The sequence below is a fragment of the Brevundimonas sp. MEB006b genome (assembly GCF_030209705.1).
Lineage (GTDB): Bacteria > Pseudomonadota > Alphaproteobacteria > Caulobacterales > Caulobacteraceae > Brevundimonas.
The window spans coordinates 181980-195320 of sequence record NZ_JARVRL010000001.1; the positions used below are offsets into that span (position 1 = coordinate 181980).

At 67.9% G+C, this 13341-nt stretch carries 16 protein-coding genes; 6 read left to right on the forward strand and 10 right to left on the reverse strand.

From position 1 onward, the window contains the following. Positions 1 to 13: 13 nt before the first annotated feature. Positions 14 to 751 carry a HesA/MoeB/ThiF family protein gene (locus QRN13_RS00850; RefSeq protein ID WP_284876464.1) on the forward strand — a complete coding sequence of 246 codons (738 nt, stop codon included), beginning with the start codon at positions 14 to 16 and terminating at the stop codon, positions 749 to 751. Positions 752 to 754: 3 nt separating this feature from the next. On the opposite strand, the gene QRN13_RS00855 is transcribed toward QRN13_RS00850, so the two are convergent. Next, entirely contained in the window at positions 755 to 1006 is a 252-nt protein-coding gene (locus QRN13_RS00855; protein ID WP_055807490.1) for a hypothetical protein, read from the reverse strand. A gap of 119 nt (positions 1007 to 1125) precedes the next feature. Between QRN13_RS00855 and QRN13_RS00860 the strand changes: the two genes are divergently transcribed. Further along, positions 1126 to 2334 carry a DUF6880 family protein gene (locus QRN13_RS00860; RefSeq protein WP_284876465.1) on the forward strand — a complete coding sequence of 403 codons (1209 nt, stop codon included), beginning with the start codon at positions 1126 to 1128 and terminating at the stop codon, positions 2332 to 2334. Here the strand turns inward: QRN13_RS00860 and QRN13_RS00865 are convergent. Further along, positions 2331 to 3317: a 2-hydroxyacid dehydrogenase gene (locus tag QRN13_RS00865; RefSeq protein WP_026108384.1), complete on the reverse strand. Its 987-nt coding sequence runs from the start codon at positions 3315 to 3317 to the stop codon at positions 2331 to 2333. The genes QRN13_RS00860 and QRN13_RS00865 overlap by 4 nt on opposite strands. Before the next feature lie 67 nt (positions 3318 to 3384). Here QRN13_RS00865 and QRN13_RS00870 point away from each other — a divergent pair, with 67 nt between their 5' ends. From QRN13_RS00870 to QRN13_RS00885, 4 genes are all read left to right on the forward strand, one after another. Further along, positions 3385 to 3957, forward strand: coding sequence for an SH3 domain-containing protein (locus QRN13_RS00870; protein ID WP_231868706.1), 573 nt, complete (start codon positions 3385 to 3387; stop codon positions 3955 to 3957). A gap of 69 nt (positions 3958 to 4026) precedes the next feature. Next, entirely contained in the window at positions 4027 to 4560 is a 534-nt protein-coding gene (gene fabA / locus QRN13_RS00875) for a 3-hydroxyacyl-[acyl-carrier-protein] dehydratase FabA (RefSeq protein ID WP_199060587.1), read from the forward strand. A gap of 66 nt (positions 4561 to 4626) precedes the next feature. Beyond that, entirely contained in the window at positions 4627 to 5844 is a 1218-nt protein-coding gene (gene fabB, locus QRN13_RS00880) for a beta-ketoacyl-ACP synthase I (protein WP_284876466.1), read from the forward strand. Between the two features lie 333 nt (positions 5845 to 6177). After that, complete coding sequence (locus QRN13_RS00885; RefSeq protein ID WP_284876467.1) at positions 6178 to 7221, forward strand: aspartate-semialdehyde dehydrogenase; 1044 nt, start codon at positions 6178 to 6180, stop codon at positions 7219 to 7221. A gap of 9 nt (positions 7222 to 7230) precedes the next feature. Here the strand turns inward: QRN13_RS00885 and truA are convergent, their stop codons facing one another. Genes truA through QRN13_RS00925 form a run of 8 tightly spaced genes read right to left on the reverse strand, consistent with a single transcriptional unit; the run spans position 7231 to position 13340 of the window. Continuing rightward, a complete protein-coding gene (truA, locus tag QRN13_RS00890; protein ID WP_284876468.1) occupies positions 7231 to 7974 on the reverse strand; it encodes a tRNA pseudouridine(38-40) synthase TruA in 744 nt (247 codons plus the stop codon). After that, positions 7974 to 8897 carry a methionyl-tRNA formyltransferase gene (gene fmt / locus QRN13_RS00895; protein ID WP_284876469.1) on the reverse strand — a complete coding sequence of 308 codons (924 nt, stop codon included), beginning with the start codon at positions 8895 to 8897 and terminating at the stop codon, positions 7974 to 7976. The genes truA and fmt overlap by 1 nt, the downstream gene beginning before the upstream one ends. A 27-nt stretch (positions 8898 to 8924) precedes the next feature. Beyond that, positions 8925 to 9203 carry a hypothetical protein gene (locus QRN13_RS00900; RefSeq protein WP_017504962.1) on the reverse strand — a complete coding sequence of 93 codons (279 nt, stop codon included), beginning with the start codon at positions 9201 to 9203 and terminating at the stop codon, positions 8925 to 8927. Then, entirely contained in the window at positions 9203 to 9778 is a 576-nt protein-coding gene (gene def / locus QRN13_RS00905; protein WP_284876470.1) for a peptide deformylase, read from the reverse strand. The genes QRN13_RS00900 and def overlap by 1 nt, the downstream gene beginning before the upstream one ends. A 57-nt stretch (positions 9779 to 9835) precedes the next feature. Beyond that, positions 9836 to 10237: an acyl-CoA thioesterase gene (locus QRN13_RS00910; RefSeq protein WP_284876471.1), complete on the reverse strand. Its 402-nt coding sequence runs from the start codon at positions 10235 to 10237 to the stop codon at positions 9836 to 9838. 33 nt (positions 10238 to 10270) lie between these two features. Next, entirely contained in the window at positions 10271 to 10849 is a 579-nt protein-coding gene (locus QRN13_RS00915) for a hypothetical protein (protein WP_284876472.1), read from the reverse strand. A gap of 4 nt (positions 10850 to 10853) precedes the next feature. After that, a complete protein-coding gene (locus QRN13_RS00920) occupies positions 10854 to 12026 on the reverse strand; it encodes a polysaccharide biosynthesis/export family protein (protein WP_055754356.1) in 1173 nt (390 codons plus the stop codon). 30 nt (positions 12027 to 12056) lie between these two features. Next, complete coding sequence (locus tag QRN13_RS00925) at positions 12057 to 13340, reverse strand: glycosyltransferase family 4 protein (RefSeq protein WP_284876473.1); 1284 nt, start codon at positions 13338 to 13340, stop codon at positions 12057 to 12059. Position 13341 lies beyond the last annotated feature (1 nt).

Below are 13341 nucleotides of genomic sequence, written 5' to 3' on the forward strand. Positions count from 1 at the left end.
GCTAGATAGGGCGGTGATCTTTCCCGAAGACGAAGTCGAACGCTATGCGCGCCATCTGGTCCTGTCCGAAGTGGGCGGGCCTGGGCAGCAGGCGCTGAAGCGCGCGCGGGTGCTGATCGTCGGCGCGGGCGGCGTGGGGTCGCCGGCGGCCCTCTATCTGGCGGCGGCGGGCGTCGGGACGCTTGGGTTGATCGACGACGATGTCGTTGGCTTGTCCAATCTGCAACGGCAGATCGCCTTTTCGACGGTGCAGGTCGGCCGGTCGAAAGTCGAGGCGGCGGCGGAACGGCTGGTCGGCCTCAATCCGCATGTCGCGGTCGAAACCTTCGCCGAACGGATCACCGCCGAAAATGCGGCGACGCGGATCGGAGCCTTCGACATCGTGCTGGACGGGACCGACGATTTCCAGACCCGGCTGTGGGTCAACGCGGCCTGTGTTGCGGCGAGCAAGCCGCTGGTGTCTGGGGCGCTGGGCCGCTGGAACGGGCAGGTCGGGGTGTTTTCGGGCCAGCCCTGCTATCAATGCCTGGTGCCCGAGGTTCCGCCGGACGCCGAAACCTGTGCGCGCGTCGGCGTCGTGGGCGCCCTGACCGGCGTGATCGGATCGATGGCGGCGCTGGAGGTCATCAAGCTGATCACCGGCGCGGGCGAGGCCCTGACGGGACGGCTGATGCTGTATGACGGTCTGGCGGGCTCGGCGCGGACCGTGCGGGTCGCCGCTGATCCGGAATGCCCGGTCTGCGGCGGCTGACGATCAGGCGGCCGTCGCGAAACGGATGTCGGCCAGATCCAAGTCAGGCAGGGGCGGAGCGAAGCCCAGCGCCGGGTTGCTGAGCACCGTGACCAGACGTTCGCCGCAATAGAGATAAAGGGTCTCGAACCCGACCCAGTTGCGGGCGATCGCCTCCAGCGCCTGATTGGCTGCCGTGTCGTTCGCCGCGTCGAGGACGCAGATGTCCCGCACCGGAACGCCGGGCAGGTTGACGATGCAGTAGTAGGAGTCCAACGCACACTTCCTCGATCAGGACGCCGGAAACGAAGCGCGTTTACGACGGTTCCTCCCCTGCCAGCGGTTTTCGACAGCCGTGTGAGTTCGGTCCGACAGACTTGTGAAAAGGAGGCCTGATGGCCCGACGTCCCGCCTCGCCCAAACGCTTGAACGCCGCAAATCTCAGCGGCTTAGGCGCTGAGCGTCTGGGCGAATTGCTGATGCAGGCGGCGGATGCGGATGCGATCCTGAAGCGGCGGCTCAGGCTGGTGATGGCGGCCGAGACGGGGCCGGACCTGCTGGCCCTGGAAATCGACAAGCGCTTGACGACCATCGCGGCCAGCCGCGCGCGCGTGTCGTGGCGAAAGCGGCCGGACCTGCTGCGCGATCTGGAAATTCTGCGGTCTGCGATCGTCGAGGATCTGGCCGAGGCCGCCCCGGCGATGGGGTTGGAGCGATTGATCGGCTGGTTCGATCTGTTTCGCGGTCTGGCGTCGCGGGTCAAGGATCAGAAGGGCGAACTGGCCGATGCGTTCGAAACGGCGGCTGCAGATTTGTGGCGGATCGCGGAGGACGCGGTTCGGACGGACGAAAGCACAGTGGGTCTGCTGGCGGAGGCGGTGGCGCGGCAACCGCTCGAATACGCCCGCTGGATAGGGGCGGGCGGCGACGATCTGACGGCGGACATGGCCAAGAGGCTGCTGGATCGTCTCGATACCGCATCCACCGCGCGCGGCATGCGGACGGTCGTCCGACGGCTGGCCGACCGGGCGGGCGATCTGGACCTGTGGCTGTCGATGACGACGCCGGACGAACGGGGCTCGCCGGATTTCGCGGCGGTGATGGCCAAGCGGCTGCTGGTGGCCGATCGCATTCCAGAAGCGCGTCAGGCGCTGGAGGCGGCGCTGAAACCGTCAGCGGGCAACCGGCGCTGGACCTTCGGGCGATCGCCGCAAGCCGGACCGCCGGTCCTGACGCCGGCATGGGAGGCGACCTCGATCGACCTCTTGGAAGCCGAGGGCCGCAAGGACGAGGCGCAGGACCTGCGCTGGGCGATGTTCGCGCGCGACCTGTCCGCGCCGGTGCTGCGGGCCTATCTGGCGCGCCTGCCCGACTTCGACGATGTGGAGGCGCTGGACCGCGCCCTGGCTCACGCCGCGACCTACGCCGATGTCGAGACGGCGCTGGGGTTTCTGATGGACTGGCCCGCGCACCGCGAGGCCGCCGCCCTGGTCGAGCGCCGCATTCGCGAGGTGCGCGCGCCGCTGCCGCTCAAGGCCGACTGGGCGGCGCGGCTGGCGCAAAAATATCCCGATGCGGCCGAGCGTTTGCTGGCTGCGCCCTAAAGCATTGCGGGGATGACCCGATCCGGCGGGCGGTGGCCGTTCTGATAGGTCATGACGTTGGCGATGACGCGGTCGCCCATGTCCTGACGCGCTTCCAGGGTGGCGGACCCCAGGTGGGGCAGCAGCACGACATTGGACTGGCCCAGCAGGCCGTGATGGATCGCGGGCTCGTTCTCGAACACGTCCAGGCCGACGCCGGAGAGGGCGCGCATGGCCACCGCCTGGGCCAGGGCCGCCTCGTCGATCAGCTCGCCGCGCGCGGTGTTGATCAGGATGGCGTGGGGCTGAAGCCGGGCCAGGCGTTCGGCCGACAGCAGATGATGGGTGTCCTTCGTCGCCGGGCAGTTCAGCGAGACGATGTCCATCCGCGCCAGCATCTGGTCCAGGTCGTCCCAGTAGGTCGCGCCCAGCTCTTCCTCGATCAGGGCCGGGACGGGCTTGCGATTGTGATAGTGGACCTGAAGCCCGAAGGCCTTGGCGCGGCGGGCCAGGGCCTGGCCGATCCGGCCCATGCCGACGATGCCCAGTCGCTTGCCCCACAGTTTGCGCCCGCACATCCAGGTCGGGGTCCAGCCCTCGAACCGGCCTTCGGCCACCACCTGGGCGCCCTCGACGATGCGGCGGCTGACGGCCAAGATCAGGCTCATGGCCAGGTCGGCGGTGTCCTCGGTCAGGACGCCGGGCGTGTTGGTCACGATGATGCCGCGCGCCACGGCCGCATCGACGTCGATATGGTCCACCCCCGCGCCGAAGTTGGCGATCATCTTCAACTGCTCGCCTGCGCCATTGATCAGGTCGGCGTCGATGACGTCGGTGATGGTGGGCACCAGAACCTCGGCCCGCTGGACGGCGGCCTGCAAGGCGGCGCGATCCATCGGCTGATCCTTCAGGTTCAGCTCGGCGTCGAACAACTCGCGCATACGCGTTTCGACCGCGTCGGGCAGGCGTCTGGTTAATACGACCTTAAGCTTGCGGGGGGACATTCTCGGCCTTGGTTAGCGGGCGGCGATTCAGACGGATCAAAGCCCGCGCGACGGGTCGTTCCAATCAGTGTCTAGCAAAGCCGCCGCCATCTTCCAAAGCCTGCGACGCCGCATCGCCCTCGTTGGAGCCATTCTCGGCCTCGGCGTGATGGCCAGCGCCGGCGCGACCATGCCCGACGGCCGCCCGACGCCGACCGGGCTTGAGGTGCCGCGCTGGATTTCGCTGAAGTCCTCGCACGTCCGCGCGCGCCAGGGGCCGGGCCTGGACTATCCGATCCTGTGGGAATACCGGGCCGCCGGCCTGCCGGTTCAGGTGATCGCCGAGACGACCGAGTGGCGCAAGATCTGCGACCCGGACGGGGCCGTGGCCTGGATCCACCGCACGGTGTCGTCGGGCCGGCGCTATGTTTTCAACACGACTGCCGAGGAAGTGCCGATCCGGTCCGGCCGATCCGAGACGGCGTCGGTGCGGGCGCGCCTGTCGCCGCGCGCCCTGGTGATGCTGGACGAATGCGAAGAGGGCTGGTGCAAGGTCCGGGCGCGACGGCTGGAGGGTTTCGTGGCCCAGCGGGCCGTGTTCGGCACCCAGGAACGCGCACTGTGCAACGCCAATCGCCCCGCAGGCACGGGTCGCAACTGACCGCACGCTGTTGAGCGAAGCGGCGCGGTCGTGTAACCCGCGCGCAACGTATCAAGAAACGGAAGCGCCTTGACCCAGTCCCAATATCCTTCGTCCTTCGATCATGAGGCCCTACTGGCCTCGGGCCGCGGCGAGCTGTTCGGTCCCGGCAACGCCCAGCTGCCTGCCCCGCCGATGCTGATGTTCGACCGCATCACCACGATCAATGCGGACGGCGGAGAGCACGGCAAGGGCTATGTCGAGGCCGAACTCGACATCCATCCCGACCTCTGGTTCTTCCAGTGCCACTTCATCGGCGACCCCGTCATGCCGGGCTGCCTGGGCCTGGACGCCATGTGGCAGCTGGTCGGCTTCTATCTGGGCTGGATCGGCGGTCCCGGCCGCGGCCGCGCCCTGGGCGTCGGCGAGGTCAAGTTCACCGGCCAGGTCACCCCGGACGTCAAGAAGGTGGTCTATAAGATCAACCTGAAACGCGTCATCAACCGCAAGCTGGTCATGGGCATCGCCGACGGCGTGCTGGAGGCCGACGGCCAGGTCATCTACACCTGCAACGACATGCGGGTCGGCCTGTTCGGCGCCAAGGATGAGGCGGCGGGCGGTTAACGCCCCTATATAACCGCGAACAAGGCGGACGGTCCTCGGACCAGGAAGCATCAAGAAGGAAACACCATGCGTCGTGTCGTCGTCACCGGCCTGGGCATCGTCTCTTCCATCGGCCACGGCGCCGAGGAGGTGACCCAGTCCCTGCGCGAAGCCCGGTCGGGCGTCGTTCATGCCCCCGACCACGCCAAATACGGCTTCCGCAGCCAGGTCTGGGCGCCGCCCAAGATCGGTCCGTGGGAAGAGCTGGTCGACCGTCGCGCCGCCCGCTTCCTGGCCAACGGCACCGCCTGGGGCCACATCGCCTTCGAAGAGGCGCTGAAGTCGTCGGGCATGACGGCGGACGAGATCAAGGATGACCGGATCGGCCTGATCGTCGGCGAGGGCGGTCCCTCGACCCAGGTGATCCTGCAGGCTGCCGCGACCACGGTCGAAAAGGGCGCGCCCAAGCGCATCGGCCCGTTCGCGGTGCCCAAGGCGATGGCGTCGGGCCCGTCGGCGGTGCTGTCGACCTGGTTCCAGATGCGCGGCATCAACTATTCGATCAGCTCGGCCTGCGCGACGTCGGCCCACTGCATCGGCGCCGGGGTCGAACAGATCCAGTGGGGCAAGCAGGACGTGGTCTTCGCCGGTGGCTGCGAGGACATCGACTGGTCCATGTCCAACATGTTCGACGCCATGGGCGCCATGTCGTCGGACTTCAACGACAATCCGTCGGTCGCCTCCAGAGCCTATGACGCCAACCGGGACGGCTTCGTCATCGCCGGCGGCGCCGGCATTGTGGTGCTGGAAGAGTACGAGCGGGCCAAGGCGCGCGGCGCGACCATCTACGCCGAAGTCACCGGCTATGGCGCCAACGCCGACGGCTACGACATGGTCGCCCCCTCGGGCGAGGGCGCCCAGCGCTGCATGAAGATCGCGCTGGAACAGGCCGGCAATCCGAAGATCGACTATCTGAACCCGCACGGCACCTCGACGCCGGTGGGCGACGCCAAGGAGATGGAGGCCGTGCGCGCCGTCTTCGGCGACCAGATGCCGATGATCTCCTCGACCAAGTCGCTGACCGGCCACTCGCTCGGCGCGGCCGGCGCCCAGGAAGCCATCTACTGCCTGTTGATGATGCAGAACGGCTTCGCCGCCGAAAGCGCCCATATCGAAAATCTCGATCCGGCGTTCGAAGGCATGCCGATCCTGCGGGAGCGCCACGACAGCGAACTGACCCACGTCATGTCCAACAGCTTCGGCTTCGGCGGCACCAACGGCACGCTGATCCTGTCCAAGGTCTGATACGCGAACCTTCGGCTCCGTCATCCTTTGGTCAAGCTTGAGGATGACGGGAGGCGAGATCGACGGCTTTATTGCGCAGGCAAGCCCGCGATCATGCTTGCTGCGTTGATTTTTCCGTGGTCAGCCGTTTACACGACCGGTTCTCACCCTTAGAGAGCGTCGCCGTGACGCAGCGCCTGACCAAAGCGATGACCCTGAAAACCACCGGCTTCGGCGGGGCGGTTTCGGGTGCGCGCACGGTCTAGCGTCAAACCCGATCCCAAGCCCCGCCGATGCGCGGGGCGGTCGATCCGGCTGAACCCCGCGCCCTCCATCCTGTCAGGAGACGCCTTCATGTCCTTTTCCCCGTCCAATCCGCCCCACGTGGGTATCGCTGGCGCCACCGGTCTCGTCGGCGAGATGATGCGCGGCCTGTTGGCCGAGCGGAACTTCCCGCTGGCTTCGCTGCGCCTGTTCGCCTCGGCCCGGTCGGCGGGCAAGACCATCCGCTTCGGTGACAACGACATCGTGGTCGAGGATGCGGCGACGGCGGATTATGCCGGTCTGGACATCGTCTTCTTCTCGGCGGGGGGCGAGACGTCCAAGGCCCTGGCGCCCAAGGTGGCGGCCGCCGGCGCCGTGGTGATCGACAATTCCTCGGCCTGGCGGTCTGACCCCCAGGTGCCACTGGTGGTCGCCGAGGTGAACCCCCACGCCCTGGCCGACCTGCCCAAGGGCATCATCGCCAATCCCAACTGCACCACCATGGCCGCCATGCCGGTGTTGAAGCCCCTGCACGACGCGGCGGGGCTGAAGCGTCTGACGGTCTCCACCTATCAGGCCGTCTCGGGCGGCGGGATCGAGGGCATCCGCGTGCTGGAGGATCAGTCGCGTATTGCCGTGGGGCAGGGCGCGGCCTTGGCCCGCGACGGCGGGGCTGTGGACTTCGGCGCGCCCGAGAAGTGGGTCGTGCCGATCGCCGCCAACGTCGTGGCCCTGAACTATACGCTGGGCGAAGACGGCTATACCGACGAGGAGCTGAAGCTGCGCGACGAGAGCCGCAAGATCCTGGAAATCCCCGGCCTTCTGGTTTCGGGCACCTGCGTGCGGGTGCCGGTCTTCACCGGCCATTCGCTTTCGATCAACGTCGAGTTCGAGCGCCCGCTGTCGGCGGCTCAGGCGCTGGACCTGCTGGCCCAGGCGCCCGGCGTGGTGGTGACGGCCGTGCCGAACCCGCTGGAGGCATCGGGTCAGGACCCGGTCTTCGTCGGGCGCGTGCGCCCCGATCCGACGGTCGAACACGGCCTCGCCTTGTTCGTCTCCAACGACAATCTGAGGAAGGGCGCGGCTCTGAACGCGGTCCAGATCGCCGAGGTGCTGGTGCAGCAGCGCGGCTGACCGGCGAGCTTAGTCGTAGCGCACGCCGCTGAGATAGAGCCCTGCCGAGGGGGCGACGGGGCCGCACCGGGCGCGGTCCTTCGCCTCCAGCGCGGCCTTGACGTCGTCGGCGCTCCAGCGGCCAAGCCCCACCTCGACCAGGGTGCCGGCCATGGACCGAACCTGGCGGTGCAGGAAGCTGCGCGCCTGAAACACCAGATGCACCTCCTCGCCGAAGCGGGACACGCGCGCCACGTCCAGCGACTTGACCGGTGATTTGGACTGGCAACCGACATCGCGGAAGGTGGTGAAGTCGTAATGGCCGACCAGCACCTGGGCCGCGTGATGCATGGCCTCGGCGTCCAGCGTCTTCTTGACGTGCCAGACCCGGTCCCGTTCCAGCACCGGCTGGGGGCGGCGGTTCAGGATGCGGTACAGATAGCCCCTGCCGGTAGCCGAGAACCGGGCGTGCCAGTCAGGATTAGGCGCGTATTCGGCCGCCAGGACACAGACGTCCTGTCGCACCAGATGCGCGTTCATGGCATTCAGCACCGTATCGACCGGCCAGTCGCGCTCCAGATCGGCATGGATGACCTGGGCCGTCGCATGGACCCCGGTGTCGGTGCGGCCGGCGGCGGCGATGCGGATCCGCTCGCCGGAAAAGGCGTGGATCGCCGCCTCAAGCGCGCCCTGCACCGTCGGCTGGCCGTCCTGCGCCTGGAAGCCGTTGTAGGCCGTGCCGTCGTACTCGATCGTCAGTTTGTAGCGCGGCATCAGCCGAGCACGGTCCCGGCCGGCAGGGGAAAGCCGCGCAGCATCTCCTCAGCCGATTGCGCCGCCTTGCCTTCGCGCTGGACGCGGATCAAACGCACCGCGCCGTCGCCGCAGGCCACGGTCAGGGCGTCATCCAGCACGGTTCCAGGCGCGCCCGATGCGTCCGCCAGACCCGACAGCAGCGCCTTAATCCGCACGGGGCCAGCCTCTGACGGGGCCTCGAACCAGGCGCCGGGGAAGGGCGACAGGCCTCGGATATGGGCGTCCACCTCGGCGGCGGCGCGGGGCCAGTCGATCCGGGCCTCGGCCGCGGTGATCTTCTTGGCGTAGGTCGGCTCTCCGACCTGCTCGGACGGCGTGACCCCGCCCCGGTCGATGGCGGCCAGCGCGCGCGGCCACAGGCCCGCGCCGACATGGGCCATCCGTTCGGACAGGCTGGCGGCCGTGTCGTCGGGCAGAATGTCCATCAGTTCGCTGAGCAGGATGGGGCCTTCGTCCAGACCCAGGCTCATCTGCATGATCTGGACGCCAGTCTGTTTGTCGCCGGCCATGATGGCCCGCTGGATCGGGGCAGCCCCGCGCCAGCGCGGCAGCAGGGAGCCATGCAGGTTCAGACAGCCCAGGCGTGGCGCTTCCAGCACCTCGGTCTTCAGGATCTGGCCATAGGCGACGACGCAGGCCGCATCGAGATCCAGACTTCTGAAGGTATCGATCGCCTCGGCGTCCTTCAGGCTTTCGGGCGTGAAGACGGGCAGGCCCATGGTCTCGGCGAAGGCGTGGACGGGCGACGGCGTCAGCTTCTGCCCCCGGCCCTTGGGGCGTGGCGGCTGCGAATAGACAGCGACGATCTCGTGACCCGAGGCGATCAGCTCGGCCAGGGACGGCACGGCGAAGTCGGGAGTTCCCATGAAGGCAAGGCGCATGGGCACGCCTTTAGAACTTTAGGCGGCTTACTGCCAGCGGGTGAAGACGCCGCCGCCCTCGTCCCATTCGCCGCCCGCGTCCAGGGCGTCGTCGAAATCGAGCAGCCGGTCCAGCAGCAGGCCCGCCACCACGCCCAGCAAGGCCACGCCGGCCAAGGTCGCGACGCCGGCGACGCCGACCTTCTGGCTGCGCGTCAGGCGACGACGGCCCGAGGCGTCGATGATCAGCGAGCGGCCGCGCGGGATGGACGGCGCGATCCGGCGCGCAGCGCGTTCAATACGTTCGGGGCGGACGATCTTGGTCATCAGGCGGCGATCCTGTCGCGGGCGGCCTTCTTGACCTTGGTCACGGCGCGGTCCCGCTTGAGACGCGACAGATGGTCGATGAAGAGCACGCCGTTAAGGTGGTCCATCTCGTGCTGAATGCAGACGGCGTAGAGACCCTCGGCCTCTTCCTCCACCGACTGACCGTCACGGTTCAGATAGCGAATGCGGACACGGGCCGGGCGTTCCACCTTGTCGAAATACTCGGGGATCGACAGGCAGCCTTCCTCGTAGGTGTAAAGCTCGTCCGAGGTCCACAGGATTTCCGGGTTGGCGAAGAAACGCGGGTTCTTGCGCGCCTCGGCGTTCTCGGCCGCCTCTTCCTCGGTCTCACAGACCACGCCGTCCTTGTCGCCCAGGTCCATGACGATGACCCGGTCCAGGGCGCCGATCTGAACCGCGGCCAGGCCGATGCCTGGCGCATCGTACATGGTCTCCAGCATGTCGTCCATCAGGGCGCGGACGGCGTCCTCCACGGCCGCGACGGGCTTGGACACCTGCTTCAGGATCGCCAGGTCGGCGGCGTTGTCGATGGTGAGGATGCGTCGAATGGCCATGGCCGGGACGTAGGCCCGCCCCGGCGCTAGGTCAAGATTTGCGCCCCTTGCCTAGCTTTACGCCTTGACGGGCAGAGCGCGGGGTTTGCGGTGCTCGTCGATGGCCACATAGGTGAAGACGCCCTGGGTCACGCGCACCGACGCGGCCTGGGGCTGGCCCCGCGCCCGTTTCCACGCTTCGACCTGGACGCGGATGGAGGTGCGGCCCGAGCCGATGACATGGGCGTAGATGCTGACCTCGTCGCCAACCGAGACGGGCTGGTGAAAGACCATGCCGTCCAGCGCCACGGTGGCGCAGCGCCCGCAGGCCAGTTCGAACGCCGGGGTCGCGCCCGCAAGGTCCATCTGGGCCAGCAGCCAGCCGCCGAAGATGTCGCCCTCGGGATTGGTGTCGGCGGGCATGGCGATGATGCGACCGACGGGCTGATCTTCGGGCGGATATTCGGGGGCGTCGGACATAGGAGGAGCCTGCAGTTCGGGGAGGCCGGCTCTCTAGCGCGGCCTTGGCGGCTTGTCGCCCTTGAGCGCCCTGGGACGTGCGGGCTCTGGCACGGACAGGGTGAGACGGGATGTGCGAAAAGCCTGTGCATCGCGCAGGGCGCGCCAGGCGGCGCCCAGTTCCATGGCGGTCAAGAGATGATCGTGGGTCAACACGCCGCGCCGAGACGCCCGCAAGGTCGCGACATCGGCCATGAGACGCGCAGCGGCTTGAACATCGTCGCGGTCCGACCGCGCGCCCAAATCCTCCAGCCGGGCGAAGCGCCATCCCTGTTCGGGCGGATAGCGCAGGGCCAGGGCGAAGCGTTCGGACGGCTCGATCTGGCGGGCTATGAAGATCCAGCCCGCCGTGTCGGGATCGCGGCGATAATGGCCCGGCTGGGTGGGAAGGCCGGCCTGCGCATAGATCTCCAGCGCCCCGGCCTCAATTTCAGCCAAGGCCAGGCTCAAGGCGTCGGGTTCTTCCGGCTCAAGCTCGGTCGGCCGCTCGAACGCGTCGATCGTGTCGTCGACGGGCGCAGCCGGTGACTTGCGTGAAAACAGTCCCGAAAGCAGCGCCCGCCGTCTGGCCATGACGTCAGTTGTTGTTGAGCGTGCTGGTCACCGACACGTCATAGACGACGCGGGTCAGGCTCTGAACGACCTCGAAGAACTTGCGCATCTCCGCGGCGCCGGCCAGGGGCACATAGATCACGTCCTCGGGCATGACCTCCATGTTGGTGGCGGCGAAGACATTGGCGGCGTCGCTGAAATCCAGCTCATAGACGACCGGCACGCCGCGCGGGGTGGCCGGCTGATTGATCCCCAGCGCCTGGGCCACCTCGGGACGTTCAAAGCGGAAGATCAAAACGCGACGCGCATTGGCCGTATTGGTGTTCAGGCCGCCGACCTTGGACAGGGCGCCGGTCAGGGTCACGGGACCGGCCGGCATATCGACCTGGGCCACGGCGTTCAGGCCGCCGAAGGTCGAGAAACGACGGGGCTTGTACTGAACATTGACCACGTCGCCGCGCTGCAGACGCACGTTCTCGCCGAACTCGGTTGTCACCGCCGACAGGGGCGCGGTGTAGGTGCGGCCCTCGCGCTGGATCGAGATGGTCAGGTCGTCGGTGGTGCGGGCCGAGCCGCCGGCTGCGGCGATCACGTCCAGAATGCGGTCGCTGTTGACGCCCAAGGGCGCGCGACCCGGCTGGCGCACGTCGCCCAGCACGTTGACCGTGTTGGAAGCGTTGCCGGCGATGGACACCAGCACCTGCGGATTGGCGACCTTGCCGACCAGGGCGCGCCGGATCGCGGCCGCCGCCTGTGTCGAGGTCAGGCCCTGAACACGAACCTGGCCGCCGAAAGGAATGGTCACGGAGCCGCTGCGATCGACAGTCGCGCCGGGAAGGGCCTGGTTGCCGCCCGACAACGTTGTGTTCGTGCGGCTGGACGAGGATCCGGAGCCCAGGGTTCCTCCGAACAGCGCGCCCGACGGGTCGAAGATCGAGATCGCCAGGGTGTCGCCCTCACCAATCACGTCTGCGGGCTGATCGCTCGATCCTGCGGCGAGGCTGCCGAAGAACTGCGGCGGAACCTGCTTCATCCGTTCGGTCGCTTCGAACGTCAACGGCACCAGCGCATAGCTGCCCAGAGCCGAGGCGGTCGTAGCCCCGGCGTTGACCGAGGCGCCCGAGGGCCCGTCGCGAGGCAGTGTGGAGCAGCCGCCGAGAATGGCGACAATGGCAAGCGGCAGGATGGTGCGCGTCATGAAGCTGGATAGCCCTCGTTCGCGGATTGATTACAAGCCTTTGGGCGCGCTCGCCAGTGACGAAACGGGCGGAAGGCCGATGACGTCGGCGACGATGCGGAAATGCTCGGTCCAAGACGGTGCCTGGTAGGAGGGGGGCGGTATCGGCGCCGCCTTGGTCGTACGCTCGATGGCGGCCAGCCAGCCGAGGCCGTCGAGCGGATCAATCAGTTCGGCGTTCGGCGTCAATTCGCGGTGCGGCGGGATGTCGGAGGCGATCAGCGACAGGCCCATGGCGCACGCCTCTACGGCGGGCAGGTCGAAGCCTTCGACGGACGAGGGGGCGAGTATGGCGCGGGCCCCGCGCATCAGCCGCGCCAACATGGCGTCGGACAGGTTGGATGCCTGGTGGACGACCCCTTGCAGATTGGGCGAGCGCTGCAGATGATCCAGCACCGCCTCATTCTCCCAGCCATAGCGACCGACCAGCACCAGGGACGGCGTCTGATCGCCCATCCGTTCTTCTAGTCGCCGCCATAGGGTCAGCAGCAGAGCCAGATTCTTGCGCGCCTCGATCGTGCCGACGTGGACGAAATAGGGACGCGGCGCCTCAATCGCGTCGCCGGCGACGAAGGCCGGCTCGAGCCCGAGGTGGGCGACGTGGACCGGCGGCAGAGGCAGGCCCTCGCGCTCGGCGAAGGCGCGGAGTTCGTCGCCCGTATAGGCGGAGTTGACGATGATCCGGCTGGCCAGGCGCAGGGTGTTTGAGACCCGCGCATGGTGTTTGTCGCCGTCGCCGGGTCGGCAGAACTCAGGATGGGTGACGGGGATCAGATCATGCAGCAGGACGACGCGCTCGATCCCAGCGGCCTTCAATTCTTCCAGCGCCGTCGGCTGGTGCAGGGTGGTGTGGCCGACGGTCAGATACAGGTCGGCCTGCGGCAGCGGGGCGACGTGGCGCGAACGGAAGAACTGTTTGAACACCCGCGTCTTGTCGGCGGGCTTCTCCTTCTCGGGAGCGGGCGCCGGGCAAAGCACCGAGGCGGCCGGCCGTCGTTCCGCCGTCAGGGCGGCGAGCAGCCGCTGTTCGTGCGCCAGATCTGCGGCTGTGCTGGCGGCGCCGTTCCATTTGGCGCGCAGGTCGGCCACGAACCGCCGGAACCAGCCGATCTCGACGGCGACCAGCCGGTTCTTGCGGCCACGCACCGGGATGGTCGTGATATCGGGCGAGGCCAGCAGCCATTCGGCATAGGCCAGACACACCCGGTCCACGCCCGTCGGTGCCGACCGTTCGGCCCGGCTCATCAGCCGGCTGGCGTCGTAGAGAATGCGCATT

What these genes read in the sequence shown, in the direction of transcription:
- QRN13_RS00860 (WP_284876465.1), top strand. Translation starts at nt 1,126, where the DNA reads ATGGCCCGACGTCCCGCCTCGCCCAAACGCTTGAACGCCGCAAATCTC.
- QRN13_RS00865 (WP_026108384.1), bottom strand. Translation starts at nt 3,317, where the DNA reads ATGTCCCCCCGCAAGCTTAAGGTCGTATTAACCAGACGCCTGCCCGAC.
- fabB (WP_284876466.1), top strand. Translation starts at nt 4,627, where the DNA reads ATGCGTCGTGTCGTCGTCACCGGCCTGGGCATCGTCTCTTCCATCGGC.
- QRN13_RS00885 (WP_284876467.1), top strand. Translation starts at nt 6,178, where the DNA reads ATGTCCTTTTCCCCGTCCAATCCGCCCCACGTGGGTATCGCTGGCGCC.
- truA (WP_284876468.1), bottom strand. Translation starts at nt 7,974, where the DNA reads ATGCCGCGCTACAAACTGACGATCGAGTACGACGGCACGGCCTACAAC.
- fmt (WP_284876469.1), bottom strand. Translation starts at nt 8,897, where the DNA reads ATGCGCCTTGCCTTCATGGGAACTCCCGACTTCGCCGTGCCGTCCCTG.
- QRN13_RS00900 (WP_017504962.1), bottom strand. Translation starts at nt 9,203, where the DNA reads ATGACCAAGATCGTCCGCCCCGAACGTATTGAACGCGCTGCGCGCCGG.
- def (WP_284876470.1), bottom strand. Translation starts at nt 9,778, where the DNA reads ATGGCCATTCGACGCATCCTCACCATCGACAACGCCGCCGACCTGGCG.
- QRN13_RS00910 (WP_284876471.1), bottom strand. Translation starts at nt 10,237, where the DNA reads ATGTCCGACGCCCCCGAATATCCGCCCGAAGATCAGCCCGTCGGTCGC.
- QRN13_RS00915 (WP_284876472.1), bottom strand. Translation starts at nt 10,849, where the DNA reads ATGGCCAGACGGCGGGCGCTGCTTTCGGGACTGTTTTCACGCAAGTCA.
- QRN13_RS00920 (WP_055754356.1), bottom strand. Translation starts at nt 12,026, where the DNA reads ATGACGCGCACCATCCTGCCGCTTGCCATTGTCGCCATTCTCGGCGGC.
- QRN13_RS00925 (WP_284876473.1), bottom strand. Translation starts at nt 13,340, where the DNA reads ATGCGCATTCTCTACGACGCCAGCCGGCTGATGAGCCGGGCCGAACGG.